General features: G+C 63.8%; 20 protein-coding genes and 1 pseudogene. 12 read left to right on the forward strand and 9 right to left on the reverse strand.

Annotation, left to right across the window (positions count from 1 at the left end):
• The first annotated feature begins 15 nt into the window (after positions 1-15).
• From EJ072_RS26190 to EJ072_RS26215, 5 genes are all read left to right on the forward strand, one after another.
• Complete coding sequence (locus EJ072_RS26190; RefSeq protein WP_126081957.1) at positions 16-807, forward strand: ABC transporter ATP-binding protein; 792 nt, start codon at positions 16-18, stop codon at positions 805-807.
• A 352-nt stretch (positions 808-1,159) separates the two neighbouring features.
• Positions 1,160-2,038 carry an ABC transporter permease gene (locus EJ072_RS26200; RefSeq protein WP_126081958.1) on the forward strand — a complete coding sequence of 293 codons (879 nt, stop codon included), beginning with the start codon at positions 1,160-1,162 and terminating at the stop codon, positions 2,036-2,038.
• On the forward strand, positions 2,035-3,189 hold the full coding sequence (locus EJ072_RS26205; RefSeq protein ID WP_126081959.1) for an ABC transporter permease: 1,155 nt from the start codon (positions 2,035-2,037) through the stop codon (positions 3,187-3,189). Before EJ072_RS26200 ends, EJ072_RS26205 begins: the two co-directional genes overlap by 4 nt.
• A 39-nt stretch (positions 3,190-3,228) precedes the next feature.
• Positions 3,229-4,200 carry an ABC transporter substrate-binding protein gene (locus EJ072_RS26210; protein ID WP_126081960.1) on the forward strand — a complete coding sequence of 324 codons (972 nt, stop codon included), beginning with the start codon at positions 3,229-3,231 and terminating at the stop codon, positions 4,198-4,200.
• 164 nt (positions 4,201-4,364) lie between these two features.
• Positions 4,365-4,802, forward strand: coding sequence for a CHRD domain-containing protein (locus EJ072_RS26215; protein ID WP_126081961.1), 438 nt, complete (start codon positions 4,365-4,367; stop codon positions 4,800-4,802).
• A 226-nt stretch (positions 4,803-5,028) separates the two neighbouring features.
• Here the strand turns inward: EJ072_RS26215 and EJ072_RS26225 are convergent, their stop codons facing one another.
• The 3 genes from EJ072_RS26225 to EJ072_RS26235 all read right to left on the reverse strand — a co-directional run bounded on the left by EJ072_RS26225 (position 5,029) and on the right by EJ072_RS26235 (position 8,862).
• Complete coding sequence (locus EJ072_RS26225) at positions 5,029-6,678, reverse strand: thiamine pyrophosphate-binding protein (RefSeq protein ID WP_126081962.1); 1,650 nt, start codon at positions 6,676-6,678, stop codon at positions 5,029-5,031.
• A complete protein-coding gene (locus EJ072_RS26230) occupies positions 6,675-7,847 on the reverse strand; it encodes a CaiB/BaiF CoA-transferase family protein (RefSeq protein ID WP_126081963.1) in 1,173 nt (390 codons plus the stop codon). The genes EJ072_RS26225 and EJ072_RS26230 overlap by 4 nt, the downstream gene beginning before the upstream one ends.
• Positions 7,848-7,929: 82 nt before the next feature.
• The gene (locus EJ072_RS26235) at positions 7,930-8,862 is read right to left on the reverse strand and encodes an alpha/beta hydrolase (RefSeq protein WP_126081964.1); all 933 of its coding nucleotides are present in this window, start codon (positions 8,860-8,862) and stop codon (positions 7,930-7,932) included.
• 193 nt (positions 8,863-9,055) lie between these two features.
• Between EJ072_RS26235 and EJ072_RS26240 the strand changes: the two genes are divergently transcribed.
• On the forward strand, positions 9,056-10,060 hold the full coding sequence (locus EJ072_RS26240; RefSeq protein WP_126081965.1) for a ribonuclease: 1,005 nt from the start codon (positions 9,056-9,058) through the stop codon (positions 10,058-10,060).
• Between the two features lie 29 nt (positions 10,061-10,089).
• On the opposite strand, the pseudogene EJ072_RS26245 reads toward EJ072_RS26240, so the two are convergent.
• A pseudogene (locus EJ072_RS26245) lies at positions 10,090-11,366 on the reverse strand (GGDEF domain-containing protein).
• Positions 11,367-11,632: 266 nt separating this feature from the next.
• On the opposite strand from EJ072_RS26245, the gene ettA reads away from it, so the two are divergent.
• The 3 genes from ettA (at position 11,633) to EJ072_RS26260 (ending at position 15,330) form a co-directional block, all read left to right on the forward strand.
• On the forward strand, positions 11,633-13,282 hold the full coding sequence (gene ettA, locus EJ072_RS26250; protein ID WP_126081966.1) for an energy-dependent translational throttle protein EttA: 1,650 nt from the start codon (positions 11,633-11,635) through the stop codon (positions 13,280-13,282).
• Positions 13,283-13,322: 40 nt separating this feature from the next.
• Positions 13,323-14,090, forward strand: a complete 768-nt coding sequence (gene tam / locus EJ072_RS26255; RefSeq protein ID WP_126081967.1) for a trans-aconitate 2-methyltransferase — start codon at positions 13,323-13,325, stop codon at positions 14,088-14,090.
• A gap of 118 nt (positions 14,091-14,208) precedes the next feature.
• On the forward strand, positions 14,209-15,330 hold the full coding sequence (locus EJ072_RS26260; protein WP_126081968.1) for a beta-ketoacyl-ACP synthase III: 1,122 nt from the start codon (positions 14,209-14,211) through the stop codon (positions 15,328-15,330).
• 15 nt (positions 15,331-15,345) lie between these two features.
• Here the strand turns inward: EJ072_RS26260 and EJ072_RS26265 are convergent, their stop codons facing one another.
• Positions 15,346-15,912 (reverse strand): isoprenylcysteine carboxylmethyltransferase family protein, encoded by a 567-nt coding sequence (locus EJ072_RS26265; protein ID WP_126081969.1) that lies wholly within the window; start codon positions 15,910-15,912, stop codon positions 15,346-15,348.
• Positions 15,913-16,091: 179 nt separating this feature from the next.
• Here EJ072_RS26265 and EJ072_RS26270 point away from each other — a divergent pair, with 179 nt between their 5' ends.
• Positions 16,092-16,718 carry an MOSC domain-containing protein gene (locus EJ072_RS26270; RefSeq protein WP_126081970.1) on the forward strand — a complete coding sequence of 209 codons (627 nt, stop codon included), beginning with the start codon at positions 16,092-16,094 and terminating at the stop codon, positions 16,716-16,718.
• A 171-nt stretch (positions 16,719-16,889) separates the two neighbouring features.
• Here EJ072_RS26270 and EJ072_RS26275 read toward each other — a convergent pair whose 3' ends face one another.
• The 4 genes from EJ072_RS26275 to tsaA all read right to left on the reverse strand — a co-directional run bounded on the left by EJ072_RS26275 (position 16,890) and on the right by tsaA (position 19,717).
• Entirely contained in the window at positions 16,890-17,729 is an 840-nt protein-coding gene (locus EJ072_RS26275) for an SDR family oxidoreductase (RefSeq protein ID WP_126081971.1), read from the reverse strand.
• A 126-nt stretch (positions 17,730-17,855) separates the two neighbouring features.
• Positions 17,856-18,815, reverse strand: a complete 960-nt coding sequence (locus EJ072_RS26280; RefSeq protein WP_126081972.1) for a D-amino acid aminotransferase — start codon at positions 18,813-18,815, stop codon at positions 17,856-17,858.
• Positions 18,816-18,899: 84 nt separating this feature from the next.
• Complete coding sequence (locus EJ072_RS26285) at positions 18,900-19,214, reverse strand: DUF2293 domain-containing protein (RefSeq protein ID WP_126081973.1); 315 nt, start codon at positions 19,212-19,214, stop codon at positions 18,900-18,902.
• Positions 19,211-19,717 (reverse strand): tRNA (N6-threonylcarbamoyladenosine(37)-N6)-methyltransferase TrmO, encoded by a 507-nt coding sequence (gene tsaA, locus EJ072_RS26290; protein WP_126081974.1) that lies wholly within the window; start codon positions 19,715-19,717, stop codon positions 19,211-19,213. The genes EJ072_RS26285 and tsaA overlap by 4 nt, the downstream gene beginning before the upstream one ends.
• A 140-nt stretch (positions 19,718-19,857) precedes the next feature.
• Between tsaA and EJ072_RS26295 the strand changes: the two genes are divergently transcribed.
• Both EJ072_RS26295 and metF read left to right on the forward strand, forming a co-directional pair.
• The gene (locus EJ072_RS26295; protein ID WP_126060062.1) at positions 19,858-20,865 is read left to right on the forward strand and encodes a metalloregulator ArsR/SmtB family transcription factor; all 1,008 of its coding nucleotides are present in this window, start codon (positions 19,858-19,860) and stop codon (positions 20,863-20,865) included.
• Positions 20,865-21,782, forward strand: coding sequence for a methylenetetrahydrofolate reductase [NAD(P)H] (gene metF, locus EJ072_RS26300; protein ID WP_126060063.1), 918 nt, complete (start codon positions 20,865-20,867; stop codon positions 21,780-21,782). Before EJ072_RS26295 ends, metF begins: the two co-directional genes overlap by 1 nt.
• Positions 21,783-21,863 lie beyond the last annotated feature (81 nt).

Below are 21,863 nucleotides of genomic sequence, written 5' to 3' on the forward strand. Positions count from 1 at the left end.
GGCAGGCTGCAGCCAATGAGCGAACAGCCGCCAGCCGTCGTTTCGGCAAGCAAGCTCGGCCTCACCTTCCAGACCAATGACGGTCCGGTGCAGGCGCTGTCCAATGTCGATCTGACCATTGGCAAGGGCGAGTTCGTTTCCTTCATCGGCCCGTCCGGTTGCGGCAAGACAACCTTGCTGCGCGTCATCGCCGATCTGGAAAGGGCGACATCCGGAACGATCTCCGTCAACGGCATGACGCCTGAGCAGGCGCGCGAGAAGCGCGCCTACGGCTATGTCTTCCAGGCGGCGGCCCTGTTCCCGTGGCGCACCATCGAGCGCAATGTGGGATTGCCGCTGGAGATCATCGGCCTCTCCCAAGCCGAGCAGGCGGAGCGCATCAAGCGTACGCTGGCGCTGGTCAATCTTTCTGGCTTCGAGAAGAAATATCCCTGGCAGCTTTCCGGCGGCATGCAGCAGCGCGCCTCGATCGCGCGCGCTCTCGCCTTCGACGCGGACCTTTTGTTGATGGACGAGCCGTTCGGCGCGCTGGACGAGATCGTGCGCGATCATCTGAACGAGCAGCTTCTCGACCTCTGGGCGCGGACCAACAAGACGATCTGCTTCGTCACCCATTCGATCCCCGAGGCGGTGTATCTGTCGACACGCATCGTGGTGATGTCGCCGCGGCCAGGCCGCGTCACCGACATCATCGAATCGACGCTGCCGAAGGAGCGGCCGCTCGACATCCGCGAGACGCCGGAATTCCTGGCGATCGCAGCGCGCGTGCGGGATGGGTTGAGGGCTGGGCACAGCTATGATGATTGACGGGAGGGCGAATGAGTGCGGACGCCGCCGCCACGCCTTCGTCATCCTAGGGCGGAGCGACGCGAAGCGGAGCGCAGACCCTAGGATCCATGCCGTGACGTCGGCCGAAGGGTCCAAACGGTGCAGAATGGTCGCTAACCGCCGCAGAACGCAGGGAGTCTTATTCTGGACCGATGCGGAGCGTCGAAGTAACGGCATGGATCCTAGGGTCTGCGCTGCGTCGCTTCGCTCCTTGCTCCGCCCTAGGATGACGAAGAGCGGGTGCGCCACGGCACCCCAGTTCAAGCTGCCCTGCCTTCGCTTCGCTCAGGCCACCCTCTCCCCGCAGGGGAGAGGAGAAGGGCGGCGCTAGATGGATAGCTTCCGCTCGAAAATCATCCCCGTCACCACCATCCTCGCCGGCGTGGTGGTGCTCTGGTACGTCTTTGCCGTCATCCTCAACGCGCCGTTCCAGCGCGATCTCGATCAACGAGGCAATGAGACGCCCGGCACGGTCGAGTTCATCGGCAAAACGCTGTCGCAGCCGAAGCCGACGCTGCCGGCGCCGCACCAGGTGGCGGTGAATTTCTTTGAGAACACTTTTCTGCGGTCCGTCACCTCGAACCGCAGCCTCGTCTACAACGCCTGGGTGACATTGTCCTCGACGCTGCTCGGCTTCGCCTTCGGCACCGCGCTCGGCATCCTCATTGCCGTGGGCATCGTGCATGTGGCGACATTCGACCGCAGCCTGATGCCGTGGATCATCGCCTCGCAGACCATTCCGATCCTGGCGGTGGCGCCGATGATCATCGTGGTGCTGGCGGCGATCGGCATCACCGGACTGATCCCCAAGGCGCTGATCTCGACCTATCTGTCGTTCTTTCCGGTCGCGGTCGGCATGGTGAAAGGCCTGCGCTCGCCCGAGCTCATGCATCTCGATTTGATGCATACGTACAATGCCAGTGCGTCGCAGACCTTCTGGAAACTGCGCGTGCCGACCTCGGTGCCGTTCCTGTTCACCTCGATGAAGGTGGCGGTGGCGGCGAGCCTGGTCGGCGCCATCGTCGGCGAGTTGCCGACGGGCGCCGTCGCCGGCATCGGCGCCAAGCTGCTCGCGGGCGCCTATTACAGCCAGACCATCGATATCTGGTCGGCCCTGGTCGCAGGCTCCATCGTCGCGGCGCTGCTGGTGATGGTGGTCGGCATTGCCGGGCGCCTCGTCGACCGCGCCATGGGCGGGAGGCCGGCATGACTTGGCTGAAGCCATCCTGGCAATCAGTGCTGGCAATCCTGCTTTGCCTCACCGCCTTTGCGCTTGGCGCGATGACGAAGCCGGAGGCAGCCGCGCTGGCGGATCCGACCGCAACCGTTGCCTATCCCTATATGGGCGCAAAGGGGTTGATCATCGGGCTGCTGCTCCTTGCGGCGCTTGTCTCGATGGTCAAGCTCACCCCGATCTTTGAGGCGATCGTGTTGTTCGTCGGCGCCCATGCCGCAGCCTGGCTGCTGATCAAGGGCATAGCCGGTTTCGAGGGCACGGCGCTGGCGCCGTATTTCCTGCTGCTTGCCGCCGCCTGGCTGCTCGCCTGGCGTTGCGTTGCGCTGTTGTCTTCGTTGCGTCCCAACCAAAGCGTCGCGAGGAACGCCTTGCGCCTGATCATCCCGGCGATCTTCGGCGCGTGGATCCTGATTATCTGGGAAGCGGTGACGCGCGGCGCAGGCATCCCCTTCATCCTGTTGCCGCCGCCAAGCGCCATCGGCGCACGCATCGCCAACTCGCTGCCGATCCTGGGCTCGGATGTGCGGCAGACGATCTTCAAGGCGGTGCTGATCGGTTATGTCGTTGGCAACCTCGCCGGCTTCGCCATCGCGATCCTCGCCGACCGCGTGCCGTTCCTAAGGCGCGGGCTGCTGCCGATCGGCAATATGGTCTCGGCGCTGCCGATCATCGGCGTGGCGCCGATCATGGTCATGTGGTTCGGCTTCGACTGGCCGTCTAAGGCCGCGGTCGTGATCATCATGACCTTCTTCCCGATGCTGGTGAACACGGTCGCGGGGCTGGCCGCTTCCGGGCATATGGAGCGCGACCTGATGCGCACTTATGCTTCCGGCTATTGGCCGACGCTGGTCAAGCTCAGGCTGCCGGCGGCAATGCCTTTCATCTTCAATGCGCTGAAGATCAACTCGACTCTGGCCCTGATCGGCGCCATCGTCGCGGAGTTCTTCGGCACGCCAGTGGTCGGCATGGGATTCCGCATCTCGACGGAAGTCGGGCGGATGAACATCGACATGGTGTGGGCCGAAATCGCAGTTGCAGCACTGGCGGGTTCGGTCTTTTATGGCGTGGTCGCTCTCATCGAGAGAGCCGTCACGTTTTGGCATCCCTCTGTCCGAGGTGGATAGGGGCGGTGGGTTTGGGCACTAACTTCAGAGGGTAAAAACATGAAAAGACTGCTGATTTCCGCTTTGGCCGGCGCCATGTCGCTGGCCGCCTTCCAGGCGATGGCCGCCGACAAGGTTACACTGCAATTGAAATGGGTCACGCAGGCCCAGTTCGCCGGCTATTATGTCGCCAAGGCCAAGGGCTTCTATGACGCCGAAGGCCTCGACGTCGACATCAAGCCGGGCGGCCCGGATATCGCGCCCGAGCAGGTGATCGCCGGCGGCGGCGCTGATGTCATCGTCGACTGGATGGGCGGCGCGCTCGCCGCCCGCGACAAGGGCGTGGGGCTCGTCAACATCGCCCAGCCCTTCAAGAAGGCCGGCATGGAACTGGTCTGCCCCAAGGCCGGACCGATCAAGACGGAAGCCGACTTCAAGGGCCACACCCTCGGCGTCTGGTTCTTCGGCAACGAATATCCCTTCTACGCCTGGATGAACAAGATCGGTCTCAAGACAGATGGCGGCCCGGACGGCGTCACCGTGCTCAAGCAGAGCTTTGACGTGCAGCCGCTGATCCAGAAGCAGGCCGACTGCATCTCGGTCATGACCTACAACGAATACGGCCAGGTGCTGGATGCCGGCTACAAGCCGGAAGACCTGATCGTCTTCAACTACTCGGCCATGGGCAACGACCTGTTGGAAGACGGGCTCTACACGCTCGAGGACAAGCTCAAGGATCCGGCCTTCGAGGACAAGATGGTGCGCTTCGTGCGCGCCTCGATGAAGGGTTGGAAATACGCCACCGAGAACACCGACGAGGCGGCGGAAATCGTCGTCGACGCCGGCGGCCAGGACGAGAACCACCAGAAGTTCATGATGAAGGAAGTGGCCAAGTTGGTCTACAACGCCGACGGCAAGCTGATCCCGGCCGCTTACGAGCGCACCGCCAAGGCGCTGCTCGACCAGAAGATCATCAGCAAGGAGGCAAGCGGCGCTTACACGACCGCGATCACCGATAAGGCGATCAAGTAAGCTCCGCGCTCAACGCGGAAGGTGGAAAGGGGCGGGCGACCGCCCCTTTTTCGTGTTGCGGTAAAATAATCGTGTGCCGGGATACATCCGGCGACCCAACCGTTGATTGGCGCATCCGCACGTCGGGGAGCCGTGGAGGATGCTGCAATCAACGGAGGTTCTTCATGCGCATCCTATCCGTGCCGATGCTTTCGGCCTTGGCCGTCTCGACCGCCTTCCTTCTCGCATCGCCGGCCATGGCCGAGACGATGAAGTTCAAGGCGACGCTCGATGGCGGCCAGCAGAGCCCGCCAGTCACCACCAAGGGCAAGGGGACCGCCACACTGACCTTTGACACGACAAGCAAGAAGCTCAGCTGGAACGTCAAATATTCCGGCCTCAGCGGGCCTGCCGTGGCTGCCCACATCCACGGTCCGGCGGACATGGGCGCGAACGCGGACCCGGTCATCCCGTTCAAGAAGCTGAAGAGCCCAATCAAGGGATCGGCGACGCTGACGGACGCACAGGCGGCCGATCTCGAGGCCGGCAAATATTATGTCAACGTCCACACCGCCAAGAACAAGGACGGCGAGATCCGCGGCCAGATCGAGAAGGCGATGTAGCACGGCGAATTGCATTGGCCTTTGAAGGCTGGCGGGACAGCGCCCCCCTCTGTCCTGCCGGCCATCTCCCCCACAAGGGGGAGATCAGATGTCACGCCGGCTTTCGCCAATCACCAGCGTTTCAAAAGGGCGGGGCGATGGAACTGCTAATCTCCCCCCTTGTGGGGGAGATGGCCGGCAGGCCAGAGGGGGGCGCGAAGGATCGCTGCCTATACCTTGCAGGCACTCAGCTCTTGTTGCGGATCTGCGTCAGCGTGCGGGTCGGAGTGATCGCTTCGGGATCGAGCTTGATCTCGACGATCGCCGGCTTGCCGCTGGCCAGCGCGCGTTCGAAGGCCGGCGCGAAGTCGGCGGTCTTTTCCACCGTCTCGCCATGGCCGCCATAGGCGCGGGCGAGCGCCGCGAAATTCGGGTTCTTGAGTTCGGTGGCGACGACGCGGCTCGGATATTCCCGCTCCTGATGCATGCGGATCGTGCCGTAAATGCCGTTGTTGACGACGATGACGATGATCGGAAGGTCGTACTGAACAGCGGTCGCGAACTCCTGGCCGTTCATCAGGAAGCAGCCGTCGCCGGCGAAGGCTATCACGGTGCGATCCGGGAACAGTGACTTGGCGGCGACGGCCGCGGGCGTGCCGTAGCCCATCGAGCCGGAAGTAGGCGCCGCCTGCGTGCCGAAGCGGCGGGTGCGGTAGAAGCGATGCACCCAGGTGGCGTAGTTGCCGGCGCCGTTGGTGAGGATGGCGTCTTCCGGCAGGACCTTTCCAAGATGCTCAATAATCGGGCCCATCTGCACGGCGCCTGGGCCGGTCTGAGGGGGCGTCGACCATTCGAGATACGCGGCATGCGCCTTTTCCACCTCGGCCGCCCAGGAAGGACTAGCGGCGGGCTTGCATTTGGCGAAGGCCTCGACGAAAGCGGCGGGCGAGGCATTGATCGCAATCGTCGGCCGGTAGACGCGGCCGAGCTCGCCGGCGTCGGCATGGACATGCACCAGCGCCTGGTCGGGGTAGGGGCTTTTCAACAGCGTGTAGTCGGAAGACGGCATCTCGCCCAGGCGGCCGCCGATCAAAAGCACGACGTCGGCCTGCTTGATCCGCTCCGCGAGCTTGGGATTTATGCCGATGCCGACATCGCCGGCGTAATTCGGATGGAGATGGTCGAACAGCATCTGACGGCGGAATGAGCAGCCGACCGGCAGCGACCACGTCTCGGCGATCACGCGCATCTGCGCCACGGCTTCCTCGTTCCAGCGCGTGCCGCCGAGGATGACGAAGGGACGCTTGGCGTTGGCGAGCAGCATTTGCGCCGCATCGAGCTCGGCTTCGCCGGGACGCGTCTCGACCGGCGTGTGCGGAAGGGCTGCCGGAGCCTCGACCTCGCTGGTCAGCATGTCCTCGGGCAGCGAGATGACCACAGGGCCGGGGCGTCCTGACGTCGCGACCGAGAAAGCGCGGGTGACGAATTCGGGAATGCGCGCGGCATCGTCGATCTCGACCACCCATTTGGCGATGTCGCCGAAGAAACGCTTGTAGTCGACCTCCTGGAAGGCCTCGCGTTCCTTGGCGTGGCTGGCGACCTGGCCGATAAACAGGATCATGGGCACCGAATCCTGCATGGCGATATGGACGCCGGCCGAGGCGTTGGTGGCGCCTGGGCCGCGGGTGACGAAGCAGATGCCGGGCTTGCCGGTCAACCGTCCCTGGCAGTCGGCCATCATCGCGGCACCGCCCTCCTGGCGGCAGACGATGGTGCGGATCGAGGAGTCATGCAGGGCGTCGAGCACTGCGAGATAGGATTCGCCCGGAACGCAGAAGATGCGGTCGGTGCCGTTCGCCTCGAGCGCCTCGACGATCAGTTGTCCGCCGGTCTTCATTTTGCTTTCTCCAATTCGGCAAGGATTTCCGCGGTGTGCTCGCCAAGGCGCGGCGAGGAGCGCTCATAGACGAGCGGTGTGCCCGACATCACCATCGGCGCGCGCACCGAGGGCAGGCGGTTGCCATGGCCGTCGTCAAGGTCGAGCCGCATCCCGCGCGCGATGGTCTGCGGGTCGGCGAACATCTGGCCGATCGTGTTGATCGGGCTCGCCGGCACTCCGGCGGCCTCCAGCTTCGCCAGCAGCGAATCGCGGTCGAATGTAGCCAGCCTCTCGATAATCGTCTCACGCAACCTTGCGCGGTTGGCGACCCGCGCGGGGTTGGTGGCGAAATCCGGATTAGCGGGCAGATCGGCGAGACCGACCACGGCGCAGAACTTGCCGAACTGGCCGTCATTGCCGACAGCCAGGATAATGTGGCCATCCTTCACCGGCAGCACTTCATAGGGCGCGATGTTCATATGCGCATTGCCCATCTGCACCGGCGACTTGCCGGAGACCAGATAGTTGAGGTTCTGGTTGCCGAGCGCCGAGATCTGGCTGTCATAAAGAGCCATGTCGATGTGCTGGCCCTCGCCGGTCCTTTCGGCATGGCGAAGTGCGGCCTGGATGGCGATCACCGAATAGAGGCCGGTAAAGAGGTCGGAGATGGCGACGCCGGCCTTCTGCGGCTCGCGGCCCGGCTCGCCGGTAATCGACATCATGCCGGCCATGGCCTGGATGATGAAATCGTAGCCGGCGCGGGGCGCATAGGGACCGTCCTGGCCGAAGCCGGTGATCGAGCAATAGACGAGGCGCGGATTGATCGCCTTCAGGCTTTCATAATCGAGGCCGTATTTCTTGAGGCCGCCGAGCTTGAAGTTCTCGATCAGCACATCGACGGTGGCGACCAGCTTGCGCAGCGTCTCGGCGCCTTCGGGCTGGGAGAAATCGATGGCGATTGAACGCTTGCCGCGATTGCAGGAGTGGTAATAAGCGGCCGAGAGGTTCTCGCCGTCATGGCTCATGACGAAGGGCGGGCCCCATTTGCGGGTATCGTCGCCGCCGTCCGGGCTCTCGACCTTGATGACGTCGGCGCCGAGGTCGGCCAGCAATTGGCCGGCCCAGGGGCCGGCCAGGATGCGGGCAAGTTCGATAACGCGGATGCCTTTCAGCGGGGGTTCGGCCATGGATCACCGTGTTCTAACGAAAGGCAGCCTCTAGCAACCCGCACCGGTCGTGTCACGACCCCATGCAGTAGGCCAAGCCGGATCAGGGTTTCAGCACGCTGTCGGCCCAGGCGGCGAAATCGTTCATGACGGTGTCGCGGTTGATCTCGTTCAAGCTTTCGTGGCGGGTGTCGGCGTAAACCTTTGAAACCAGATTCGAAAAGCCCATCGCCTGCATGCGCTTTGCCAAATGATGCACGGCCTTGCCGTAGTCTGACGCAGGATCCTTCTCGCCGCCGAGAAGGTTGACGAAGAGGTCGCGCCGAACGCCGGCAAAGCTGGAATCCTTGCCGGCGTGCTGCGCCATGTTGACGACATCGCGCCACATCGAGATCGAGGCGTCCCAGCCGCAGAGCGGGTCGGCGACATATTTGTCGACCTCGATCGCGTCGCGCGAGAGCCAGTCGAATAGGGTGCGGTGGTTGGGCACCGCCTTGCCCCAGGCCTGGAAGGTGAGCTTGGGCAGGAGGCGCGATGGCACGTCGGAGCCCAGCCGCATGCGTTCCCAGCCGAGGATGAGCAGTGCCAATTGGCCAAGAAGCCCTTGCGAGAAATTGCCGTTCCAGATCGCGGCAGCATGCACGCGTTCGGAATGACGCAGCACGAAGTTGAGGGCTATCGAGGCGCCCAACGAATGCCCGAAAACGATCACCGGCAGTCCCGGATGCTCTTTCGCGATCAGGTCGTGAACGGCGTCAACATCGGTGATCACCTTGGCGATGCCGTTGCTGTCCGCGAACTTGCCGAGCTGCGCGTCGGGCGCCTTCGTCGCGCCATGGCCGCGATGGTCATGGGCGTAGACGTGGAATCCGTGCGGCGCGAGGTAATCGGCAAAGCGGGCGTAGCGCGCAGCATGCTCGGCCAGACCATGGTTGATCTGCACCACGGCGCGTGGCTTCGCCTCAGCGTGTTTCACATAGAGGTTGAGCTCGGCCCCGGTCGGTGAGGCCAGCCTGGTTTGCTTGTCGAATGGCATGTCTCGCTCCCTTGGTGACTGTTGGGCAAGGGCGCCACGTACGTCAAGTGGACGGGCGCGCTTGCGAACACGCCGATGGAGCGCTCAGCTGGGGATTGTTTTTTCGCACGGTGAAAAAAGATCGCAATTCTGACACGTCGGCTGTTCTAGTGTGACGAATCCAATACGGATCAATGATCGCCGGAGAGCGGGAATGCGGGTTTGGGCATTGTGGGGTTCAATGGTGCTGGCTCTGGTCGGCGCCGGCGCGGCGCATGCCGACGTGAAGATGAGCGGAACTTTCGTGGCCGACAGCGCCTGTCCGGCGACGCAGGCGATCAAGAACGGTAAGAACCCCGGCAACATCTCGACCGAAGCAGGCAAGTCCTACGATCTTCTTGCCGGCAACAAGGACGAGCCGACCCATTATCTCATCCAGGTGCCGGGCGCCGACCCCGAGCGGCGCTGGGTGAAGATCAGCTGCGGCCATGTCAGCGGCGGCAGCGCGGCGACCACCTCGGCGCCGTCCGGCCAGACCAAGCCGTCGGCCTCCGGAAAACCCGAATATGTCTTTGCGCTGAGCTGGGAGCCGGCCTTCTGCGAGACCAAGGCAAGCAAGCCCGAATGCAAGGCGCAGAATCCCACCGAGTTCGATGCCTCGCATTTCACGCTGCATGGATTGTGGCCGCAGCCGAACGGCAATTTCTATTGCCAGGTGCCGGCGGCCGACAAAGCCAATGACAATCCGGCGCATTGGGGAGATTTGCCGCCGGTAAAGCTCGACGCGAACACGCGCGCCGAGCTCGACCAAGTGATGCCAGGCACCGCCTCCAAGCTGGAGCGGCATGAATGGATCAAGCACGGCACTTGCTACGGCAAGAGCCAGCAGGAGTATTTCTCCGATGCGCTCAATCTGATGCGGGCGGTGAACGCTTCCCAGGTGCGCGATTTCTTCACCAAGAACATCGGCAAGCAATTGACCTCCGACCAGATCCGCGGCGCCTTCAACGCGGCCTTCGGCGCCGGCGCCGGGGACCGCGTGCGCGTCTCCTGTCTGGTCGACCCGTCGAGCGGCCGGCGTCTGATCGGCGAGATCACGCTCGGCCTGTCAGGCCCGATCGGGCCCGACAGCAAGCTCGCCGACCTCCTCATGGCGTCCGCGCCGACAGCCAAGGCCGGCTGTCCGAAGGGGACGGTCGACGCGATCGGTTTCCAGTAGGCGGGATTGATTGAGCAGGCCGTTCTTGGTCAGGCCGATCTGGGCGTCGCCTGGATGATGATCGGCTCGCTGCCTGGCTCCCCGACCACGCGGTCGCGGCCGCTGAATTTGGCCTTGTAGAGACGCTGATCGGCTAGCGCGAAAATGTCGGCAAGGGAGCGCGTCGTCTCGCTGACGGTGGAGACGCCGGCGCTCACCGTGATGTTGAAGCGGGCAGTATGCCCCGAGGTCTTGGTGGCGTTCCTGATGGTCTCCCCGAGCAGCCTGGCGGGCGCGTGCGACTGTTGCGTCAGTATGGCGAATTCCTCGCCGCCGATCCGGAACACCTGATCGTTGCCGCCGATCGTCTCGGCCAGCAGCGCGGCCATCGATTTCAACACCTTGTCGCCCTCGGCGTGGCCGAAGCGGTCATTGATCGACTTGAAATGGTCGACGTCGACGATGAGAAGGCTAAGCGGCTTGCCCATCCTGATGGCGGCCGTGACCGCGGATTCGCCGTCGGCATCGAAGCTGCCGCGATGCAGCAGGCCGGTAAGACCGTCGCGGCCGACATATTTGACCAGGGCCTCATAGCGTTCGCGTTAGGTGAGGGTGTCGAAGATGTCGGAGAGGCCGCGCGGTACGGCGACATCATTGTCCTCGATCCATTTGAGATAGGCTATGAGCATGCCGCTATAGGCAAGCGCGGCGCCCATCTTGGCGAGCCAGCCCCCAAGAAGACCTCGATCGGCGCGCCGGCGACGAAATGCAGCGCGGTGAAGAAGCCGGCCTGATCGAAGGTGAGCACGCAGGCGACCGATGCTAGGATGCGCATGAACGGCCTGGCGCGCAGATAGGCGCCGAGCTTCTCGTAGAGCAGGATGATCAGGATGGCGTCGATGAAGAGCAGCGAGGTGCCCCAGACCATCAGCCAGCCCATCTCGTCGATGAAGGCGATGTCGGGCATCCTGCCGTCGGGAAGCGGCGAAACGGCGTGCAGCCGCAGGATCAGCACCAGGCCGATCATCAGGGCGTTGCCGAGCAAAAGACCGTAGATCGGTTGGCGCACGGTCGCCGCATCCTCCTTCATGTAGAGCAGAAGGATCATCACCAGCTTGCCGGAGAACAGCACGGCGGAGCCCGGCGATACCAGCCCGAACGGCAGCGCGACATAAAAGACGCTGGCGAGGTAGGTTTCGAGGAAGTGCATGACGCCGAGCGCGCAGATGAACACGCCAAGCCCGATGCGTCGCCGGAAGCGGAAAAGCGTGACCATGGCGCCGAAATACAGAACCGCTTCGGCAAGGAGCAGGGCACCGTTCAGCACGTCGTCGATCCGATCTTTCCCCGAAACCGCGGCATGGCCGCCAATTTGCCAACCTATTAGCGTTTTGAAGGCGAATGGTTAACCGCTGATTTCAGGCCATGGCCGGCGGCGGTGAAAAGCTATGGACGGAGTGGGACCGCAAAACCGGCGAATGCGCGCCGTTTGACGGCCTGCGCGCCGAAAGCGATTGCCGTGCAGCGCTTCATCGCCTACATAGCGCGCAACCCCCATTCACTTTGACACTTCAGTTTCCAGGGAAAGCGCGCGTGGCTCGCCAGTTCATCTATCACATGTCAGGCCTGTCGAAGGCCTATGGCACCAAGAAGGTGCTCGATAATGTTCACCTGTCCTTCTATCCGGACGCCAAGATCGGCATCCTCGGCCCCAACGGTTCGGGCAAGTCGACGATTCTGCGCATCATGGCCGGGCTCGACAAGGAATTCCAGGGCGAGGCGTGGCTGGCAGAAGGCGCGACCGTCGGTTACCTGGCGCAGGAGCCGCAGCTCGACAACACCAAGACCGTGCGTGAAAACGTCATGGACGGCGTCGCCAGGAAGACCGCCATCATCGAGCGCTACAACGAGCTGATGATGAACTATTCCGACGAGACGGCCGACGAGTCGGCCAAGCTCCAGGACGAGATGGACCGCCTCAATCTGTGGGATCTCGAACAGCAGGTCGAGATGGCGATGGACGCGCTGCAGTGTCCGCCGCCGGAGGCCGACGTGACCAACCTGTCGGGCGGTGAGCGTCGCCGCGTGGCGCTTTGCCGCCTGCTGCTCGAACAGCCCGACCTCTTGCTGCTCGACGAACCGACCAACCATCTCGACGCCGAGACCACGCAGTGGCTGGAAAAGCATCTGCGCGACTATCCGGGCTCGGTGCTGATCATCACCCACGACCGCTACTTCCTCGACAACGTCACCGGCTGGATCCTCGAGCTCGATCGCGGCCGCGGCATTCCTTACGAGGGTAACTACACCAAATATCTCGACGCCAAGGCCAAGCGCCTGATCCAGGAAGGGCGCGAGGACGACGCCCGTCAGAAGTCGATCTGGCGCGAACGCGAGTGGATCCAGTCCTCGCCCAAGGCGCGCCAGACCAAGTCGAAGGCGCGCATCAAGGCCTATGAGGAATTGGTCGAGCAGTCGCAGAACCGCAAGCCGACCGACACGCAGATCGTCATCCCGACGAGCGAGCGCCTCGGCAATGTCGTCATCGAGGTCGAAGGCCTCAACAAGGGCTTTGGCGACGAGCTGCTGATCGAGAACCTGTCGTTCAAGCTGCCGCCGGGCGGCATCGTCGGCGTGATCGGCCCGAACGGCGCCGGCAAGACGACGCTGTTCAAGATGATCACCGGTCAGGAGACGCCGGATGCTGGCTCGATCCGCAAGGGCGAGACCGTCAAGCTCGGCTATGTCGACCAGAGCCGCGACGCGCTCGACCCGAACAAGACGGTGTGGGAAGAGATCTCCGGCGGCGCCGAGGTCATCAAGCTCGGCAAGCACGAGGTCAACAGCCGCGCCTATTGCTCGTCCTTCAACTTCCGCGGCGGCGACCAGCAGCAGAAGGTCGGCAACCTTTCGGGCGGCCAGCGCAACCGCGTCCATCTGGCCAAGATGCTGAAGGGCGGCGGCAATGTGCTGCTGCTCGACGAACCGACCAACGACCTCGACACCGAAACGCTGGCCGCGCTGGAAGATGCGCTCGAAGCCTATGCCGGCTGCGCGGTCATCATCAGCCACGACCGCATGTTCCTCGACCGCATGGCCACGCACATGCTCGCCTTCGAGGGCGACGCGCACGTCGAATGGTTCGAAGGCAATTTCGAGGAGTATGAGAAGGACAAGCTGCGCCGCCTCGGTGCGGAAGCGGCGGCGCCACACCGCATGACGCACAAGCGGCTGACAAGGTAGCATCGGTCCGAAGGGGCGGCGAACAGAGCGAGGGTCTCAAATGGCTGACTGGTCCGCCGCCCAATATCTGAAGTTCGAGGATGAGCGCACGCGGCCCGCGCGCGATCTCGTGGCGCAGGTGCCGGTCGATTTTCCGCGCCGCGTCGTCGACATCGGCTGCGGTCCGGGCAACTCGACCGAACTTCTGGTCGAGCGCTGGCCGGACGCTCGGGTCAGCGGTTTTGACACCTCGCCCGATATGCTCGAAAAGGCGAGGGCGCGGCTGCCCAATGTCAATTTCGAGCTGGCGGACGCCGCCAAATGGCAGCCCGAGCATCCCGTCGACGTGATCTTCGCCAATGCCGTCTTCCAGTGGCTGCCGGAGCACCCGGCGGTGTTCCAGCGGCTGATTGGACTTCTGGCGCCGGGCGGCGCCCTGGCCGTGCAGATGCCGGACAATCTCGGCGAGCCCTCGCACCAGCTGATGCGCGAGACCGCGGCGGAAGTGCCGTTTGCGGCCAGGCTCAAGGGCGCCGCGCGCGGACCTCTGCCGCCGGTGTCCTTCTACTACGATCTGTTGTCGCCGCTCGCCGACCGGCTCGACATCTGGCACACGATCTACAACCATCCGCTGGCCGACGCCGAAGCGATCGTCGAATGGGTCAAGTCGACGGGGCTGAAGCCCTTCCTCGATCCGCTCGATCCGGATCAGAAGAAAGTGTTCCTCGACAGCTATACCGCCAAGATCGCCAAGGCCTATCCGAAAACCGCGAACGGCAAGGTGCTGTTGCGCTTCCCGCGTATCTTCATCGTCGCCAAACGCGCTTGAGCATCCACCACCTGAATGCCAGCGATGGTTGTCGAATTAAGCTGGAATAAACCGGGCAAATGCGACAAGTGTAGCGCCTCGCCTCGGCACCACTTGCCTCCCCTCGGACGGATTGGACATGCATCGCGTCATCATCAGCGGCATCGGCGCCGAAATCCCTGAACCCGTCATAACCAATGAGGAGCTGGTCGCAAGCTTCAACAGTTGGGTCGACACCGAGAATGCGCGGCGCGCCGACACCGGCGAGCCGCTTTTACAGAAATCGGACAGCGATTTCATCGTGCATGCCTCGGGGGTCAAGAGCCGTCATGTTATCGAGCGCGAGGGAATCCTCGATCCGACTCGCATGTCGCCGCGCATTCCGGCGCGGCCGGACGACGCGCTGTCATTGGAGGCGGAGTTCGGCATCGCCTCGGCCAGGAAGGCGCTTGCCCATGCAGGCGTCGATGGGTCAGACATCGACCTGGTGATCTGCTCGGCCTCGCACCATCAGCGGCCCTATCCGGCCATCGCCATCGAGATGCAGGAGGCGCTGGGCACTAAGGGGGCCGGCTTCGACATGGGGCTGGGCTGCTCTTCGGCGGCAGCCGCGCTGCATGTCGCCGTCAACCTGGTGAGGGCAGGGGCGCACAAACGTGTCCTGGTGTCGACGCCGGAAATCATCACCGGCCATCTCAACTTCCGCGATCGGCAGACGCATTTCATCTTCGGCGACGCCTCGGTCGCCATGGTCGTCGAGGGACTGGCGCAAGGCGAGAAGCGGCCGGGGCGTTTCGAGGTGCTCGACACACGCACCTGGACGCAGATGTCGAACAACATCCGCACCAATCTCGGCTATTACACGCGCACTGCCCAGGAGGATCCCTACATGATCAACCTGGAAGGCAATCTCATCAAGCAAGTCGGCAACAAGGTGTTCAAGGAAGTCACGGTTGCCGGGCAGAAGTTCATCGTCGAATTCCTGGCCGAGCACGGGCTGACACCGGGGGGCATCCGCCGCTTCTGGCTGCACCAGGCCAATGCGCGCATGAATGCGATGATCCTGAAATTGTCCTTCGGCCATGACGTCGACCATGACCGCGCGCCCATGGTGCTGGAGCGGCTCGGCAACACCGCCGGCGCCGGCGCAATCGTGGCGCTGTCCGAGAACCATGCCGACATGAAGGCTGGCGATTTCGGCCTGATCTGCGCCTTCGGCGCCGGCTATTCGATTGGGGGCGCGCTGCTCAGAATGCTGTAAAGCCATCCCGCCGCGTTACGCCGGCGCGAACGGCACCAGCATCGGCACGCGCCTGGCGTAGTCGTCATAGGCCGGGCCGAGTTCGCCGCGCAGGAAGCTTTCTTCCAGCCTCGCCTTGACAACGACGCCGACAAGCAACAGCGCCGCGCCCGCGATACCCCATATCGTGCCTTTGACGGCCGCCGTGGCGAGGATCGACAGCAGCAGGCCGGTGTAGATCGGGTGGCGGACGAGGCCATAGGGGCCGGTATCGACCACGCGATGATCGGCCTTGGCGGTGACGTTGGCCGACCACAGCCGGCCGAGATGAAGGCGCGCCCACCAGGCGAAGGCGATGCCGATAGCGATCAGCGCAACGCAGATCCAAGCCTCGGTGAGCGTCGGCGTCCAGAGCCGCAGCCTGCCGACATAGCCATGCGCCGGCACGAACATCAGCACGGCGCCGGCCAGCCAAAGGACACGATAGCGCGCCTCCGACTTGAGATCGGCGCGCTTTTGCGCGGGATCTGCCCAGGCAGCGGCAAGGACCCAGGATACCACCCAGAACAGCCAGAGTGCCGCGATTGCGTGTCCAACCTGCATGATCGAGCCTCCTCCCGATTGCGCCATCATTTATGGGGGCGTCGCGGCGGCAATGCGACGTGTGGTGCGGCGGTGGCAGCGTTTTTTGGTAATAACGTCGTGATCGCCATCAAGCGGCGTGATCGGATCATCAGCGCTTTCGACTGGACCGCATTCTTCGGCACCTTTAGACCAGCGGCATGCAGGAAACGAACCTGGAACTTTTTCCCATGGCAGAACCGATGGTTGACATCGTGCCGGGCCGCAAGCTCGCTGCCAAAGCAGCGGCGCTCTATGCAGCTCCGCACGATCATTTCGAGACGAGGGCGGTCGAGGAACTGCGGCTTGGCTTCGACGGTATCGCAGGCGACTTCCATGCCGGGGCAACGCGGCGTTCGGGCGGGCGCGAGCCCTGGTATCCGCGCGGCACCGAGATGCGCAACGAGCGGCAATTGTCGCTGGCCGCCGCCGATGAACTTGCCATTGTCGCGCGGCGCATGGGCCTCGCGGAGATCAAGTCGGAGTGGATCGGCGCCAATCTCGTGGTCGAAGGCGTGCCGCATCTGTCAATGCTGCCGGCCGGTTCGCTGATGTTCTTCAAGGGTGGCGTGACGCTCAAGGTCGATGGCCAGAACAAGCCGTGCCGCTTTGCCGGACAGTCGATCGCCGAGCATGTCGGCGCCGCGGATACCGATGCCACCGCGCTGCTCTTTCCCAAGGAGGCGAAACGGCTGCGCGGCCTCGTCGCCTGGGTCGAGAAGCCGGGCGTCATCAGGGCCGGCGAGGAGATCTCGGTGCGGGTGCCCGAGCAGTGGATCTACCGCTGAGGCATGCTGATATTCAGGTGAGGCCGGCCTGCGAACGGCGGTTTCCTGTGCTTCCGGTGCTCACGTACCCAAAAGTACGCTCCGCTCCGGTTCTCGGAACCCACCGTTCTCAACTCGCCCTGACCTGAATCTCAGCATACCTCGGCCGGTTTAGGCCCGGCCGAAAGAGTTTTAGCCTTTCCGGTTCTTGTTGGCGCCTTGCGCCATCACCGAGACATGGTCCCATTTTTCCCACATGGCGATGCGGTTGGCGTATTCCTGCCGGATCATCGGCAGGCCGCCATCGCCGAAGAAGACCCTGAGCGGCGGCTCGGCGGCATCGACGATCGCCAGCATTGCCGGGCCGGTCGCTTGCGGATCGCCGGCGACGGAACGGCTGCGGCGCTCGGCCATCGCCGCGCGGACCGGCTGATAGATGTCCATCGGCTTGGAAACCTTGGCCGACGGTCCGGCCCAGTCCGTGGAGAAGCCGCCCGGCTCGACCAGGGTCACGTGGATACCGAACTGGGCGACCTCCTGGCTGAGCGACTGGCTGAAGGCTTCCAGCGCCCATTTCGAGGCGTGGTAGAGGCCGATCGAGGCGAAGGCGTTGACGCCGCCGATCGACGAAATCTGGATGATGTGGCCGGAACGCTGCGCGCGCATGATGGGCAGCGCCGCCTGGGTGACCCAGAGCGCGCCGAAGACGTTGGTCTCGATCTGGTCGCGCGCCTCCTGCTCGGTGACCTCCTCGACGGCGCCGAAATGGCCGTAGCCGGCATTGTTGATGACGACGTCGAGCCGGCCGAAGCGCTTGTGCGCTTCGGCGATCGCGGCGTCGACCGCCCGTTTGTCGGTGACGTCGAGCTTCAGGGCGGCGATGTTGTCGCCATATTTCTCGACGAGATCGGCGAGCGTGCCGGCATCGCGGGCTGTGGCGGCGACGCGATCGCCGCGGGCGAGCGCGGCCTCGGCCCAGACGCGGCCAAAGCCCTTCGACGATCCGGTGATGAACCAAACCTTGCTTGTCATGATGTGTATTCCTTGCCCTTGGAGGGCCGTGAATTCTCTCGGAGGATAAGCGGAGGAATCTCCGCTTACGGCATGTACGGCGCTGCCGGCGTTTTTCCAGATGCGTTCCGAGAAATAATCCGTGGGTCAGGGATAACGCACCGCACTTGACCAGGCGGGATCCTCATGCCTTTTCCAGTAGAGCGCCATCAACCGCTCGGTGATCGGACCGACCTTGCCGCCGGCGACCGGCGCGCCGTCGATCGTGGTGACCGGCATGATGCCGCCGGCGGTCGAGGTGATGAAGACCTCGTCGGCGCCTTTGAGAGCGGCGACGCTGACCGCTTCGGCTGTGACGGCGAGACCGATTTCAGCGCACAGGTCAAACACGGTGCGGCGCGTGATGCCGGGCAACACGCCGACGGCCGGCGTCGTGAGCCTGCCGTCCGTGACGCAAAAGACGTTGAAGCCTGGGCCTTCGGCGACATTGCCGTTGAAGTCGAGGATCAGCGCGGTGTCGGCGCCACGGTCATAGGCATCGTAAAGGCCACGAACCAGATCGAGCCAATGGTAGTTCTTGATCGAGGGGTCGATCGAGGCCGGCGGAATGCGCACCTTGTCGCTGATCGCGACATGAAGGCCGCTCCGCAACTGCTCGGCATTGGCGACCGAGCCGAAGGGGACGGCGAAGGCCATGAACCGGTTGATCGCCTGGCGCGGGTCGCGGCTGAAGGTCGGCGAGGCGCCGCGCGTGCACAGCATCTCGACATAAGCCGCGCGATGGCCCGACAGCGCGACGCAATTGTGCAGGATCTCCGCAACGCCGTCGCGATCGAACGGGATCGTCATGCGCAGCTTCTCCAGCCCGCCGAAGAATCGGTCGAGATGCAGGTCGAGGCGGAAGAAGCGGCCGTCCCAGACATGGACCGTGTCGTAGGTGGCGTCGGAATGCAGAAATCCCCAGTCCAGCACCGAGATTTTGGCCTGGGACATCGGCAGATATTGCCCGTCGAGGAAGGCGACGCCGTCGGGATAGGCATGCGGGTCGATGTGGCGTGGGGAGAGAAAGGGTAACCGGTTGGCTGGCGTGGCGGCTGCCTGGCTCATTTCATTCCTCCCTCGATCGTCGGCAAGGCAGACTAGCGTCCGGTTGCGGATGAAGTAGAGCCAGGCAGAAGGCGCCGCTTGGCCTCACTCATCCTCGTCGTCTTCCTCGAGCAGCCTTGTCGCGCGCCAGCGGGTGAGCACCGCATTGGTCTCATCGATAACGAAGAAACGCGCCGAATCCCGGTCATAGCCTTCGGCGAGCAGCTTCTCGTAATCGGTGTGGGCATGGCGGACATGGGCGATGGTGGCCAGCCACACCGCGATCGTTGGCGGCAAGGTCTTCATGTGCACCGAACCGGCATCGACGCGGATCTTTTCCATGTCGGCATAAGGCGCGAGCGGAAGAAGCGCTGTCAGCGCCTTGGCGATGGCGCGGCGGCGGCCGGTGGGGGCGCTCATTTGTCGTTGCGTCCGGCGATGGTCGCTTCGGGAAAGGCATCGGTTGAAGCGTAATAGGGCTTGATGTCGATGACCGGCGTGCCGTCGAGCACGTCGATGGCGTCGATCCCGATCCGTCCGCCCTCGATGTCGAGCGTGACGAGCTTCGCCACATGCAGGCCGAGAGGATTCGGCCGGGCAGGGGAGCGCAGCGAGAAAACGCCTTTCGATTCAGCCGCATGGCGCGGTTTCTGCACGATCAGATTTCGCGGCGCGTGATGGAGCCAGGACAGGATGACCATGTGGCTGGCGCGTTCCAGGTTTCGCAGCCCCGGGCGATAGGGCTCGTCGATCAGGACTGTCGCGGCCCGCCCGGATTCGCGGGCGGCGCGCATGTTCTTGGGGCAATCCTCGCGCCTCGTCCAGGGCGAGACGATGCGTCCGATAAAGACGACATGGCCGTCCGGCCGCAACTCCGCCGGATCGGCCGCAAGAAGCGTTTCACCTTCACGCGTCTCGAACATGCTCTTCACTCCGCGCAAGAACCGTCTGCCAGGCGCGGATCACGGCTGCGCCATTTTCTTGTCCGGAAGCGACATAGCGCTTGCCAAGGTTTCGAAATCGACATAAACATATCTTTATATCTTTCAACGAGAGCCCGCTCATGCATGTCTCGCTCGACACAATGGTAGATACATTGAAGGCGGCGGCCGAATCCAGCCGGCTGCGCATCCTGGTGCTGCTTTCGCGCGGCGATCTCACCGTCTCCGACCTCACCGAGATACTCGGACAGTCGCAGCCCCGCGTCTCGCGCCATCTGAAGCTGCTGCTCGATGCCGGGCTGATCGGCCGCTACCAGGAAGGGTCCTGGGCCTTCTTCCGGCTGACCGATACGGATAATTCGCGCGATTTCGTGCAGCGTCTGGTCTCCGGCATCAGCGAGGCCGATCCGCAGGTGGTGCGCGATCTGGAGCGGCTGGCGGCGGTGAAGCGCAAGCGGCAGGACCGGGCCGCCGAGTATTTCTCCGAGAACGCCGCGAGCTGGGATCATATCCGCTCGCTGCATGTGCCGGACCGCGCGGTCGAAGCGGCGCTCATCAAGCTTGTCGGCAAGCGGCCGTTCCAGTCGATGCTCGACCTCGGCACCGGCACGGGCCGGCTGCTCGAAATCTTCGCGCCGCTCTATCGGCGCGGTGTCGGCATCGACATGTCGCGCGAGATGCTGACGGTCGCGCGCGCCAATCTCGACAAGGCCGGCATTGCCAATGCGCAGGTGCGTCAGGGCGATATCTTCTCGCCGCCGGTCGAGCGCAACGCCTTCGATCTCGTCACCATCCACCAGGTGCTGCATTATCTCGACGATCCCGCCCGCGCCATCGCCGAAGCGGCGCGGCTGCTCAGGCCATCGGGCCGGCTGATCGTCGTCGACTTCGCGCCGCATAATCTCGAATTCCTGCGCGACCAGCATGCGCATATGCGGCTGGGCTTCTCCGACCGGCAGATGTCCGATTGGTTCGCGGAGGCCGGCCTCGACCTCGAGGACAGCCAGGAATTCGAGCCGCGCGGCGGCAACGAGGCAAGGCTCACCGTCAAGCTCTGGCTCGGCCGCGACCGCCGCCTGCAGATCGCAGACCCGTCCAACGATTCCTTGCCAGTGAGGGAAACAGCCTGATGAACCAGTTCCGCTTTTCCCGTCGCCCCGACATAGGCGAGAAGGTCAGCGTCTCGTTCGAGTTCTTTCCACCGAAGACCGACGAGATGGAAGCAAGGTTGTGGGATACGGTCACAAGGCTGGAGCCGCTCAAGCCGGAATTCGTCTCGGTGACCTACGGCGCGGGCGGCTCGACCCGCGAGCGCACGGCGCGCACGGTCAAGCGCATCCTCAACGAGACGACGCTGACGCCGGCGGCGCATATGACCTGCGTCGACGCCGCGCGCGATCAGGTCGACACGGTCATCCGCGAGTTCGTCGACTTCGGCGTCACCCGTTTCGTTGCGCTGCGCGGCGATCCGGCCGCAGGCGTCGGAACCTCTTATCGCCCGCATCCGGACGGCTACGCCAATGGCGCCGAACTGGTAGGGGCGCTGAAGAGCGTCGGCGATTTCGACATCTCGGTCTCGGCCTATCCGGAAAAGCATCCGGAGAGCCCGGATTTCGCCACCGACATCGACATGCTGAAGCGCAAGGTCGACAATGGCGCGACGCGGGCGATCACCCAGTTCTTCTTCGACAACGATCTTTACGAGCGCTATGTCGAGCGGGCGCGCCGCGCCGGCATCTATATCCCGATCGTGCCGGGCATCCTGCCGGTGCATAATTTCACCCAGGTCGCCAATTTCTCCTCGCGCTGCGGCGCGCTGGTGCCGGCATGGCTCGCCGAGCGCTTCGAAGGGCTGGAGAACGACCCGCAGACGCATGCGCTGGTGGCCTCGGCCGTGGCGGCCGAGCAGGTGCTCGACCTCGTCGAGCGCGGCGTCGGCGATTTCCATTTCTACACGATGAACCGTGCCGACCTCGTCTTTGCCGTCTGCCACATGATCGGCATCCGCTCGCATGAGGCGGAGGCGACCGGGTCGGCCGCGGCCTGAGGTCGGCGGAAATGGAAAAGGCCGGGTGGAAACCCGGCCTTTTCGAACTGTTGGACTATTCTCGGTGCTTGGTCTTCCCTC

Source organism: Mesorhizobium sp. M2A.F.Ca.ET.046.03.2.1 (genome assembly GCF_003952425.1).
In the GTDB taxonomy this organism is placed as follows: Bacteria; Pseudomonadota; Alphaproteobacteria; order Rhizobiales; family Rhizobiaceae; genus Mesorhizobium.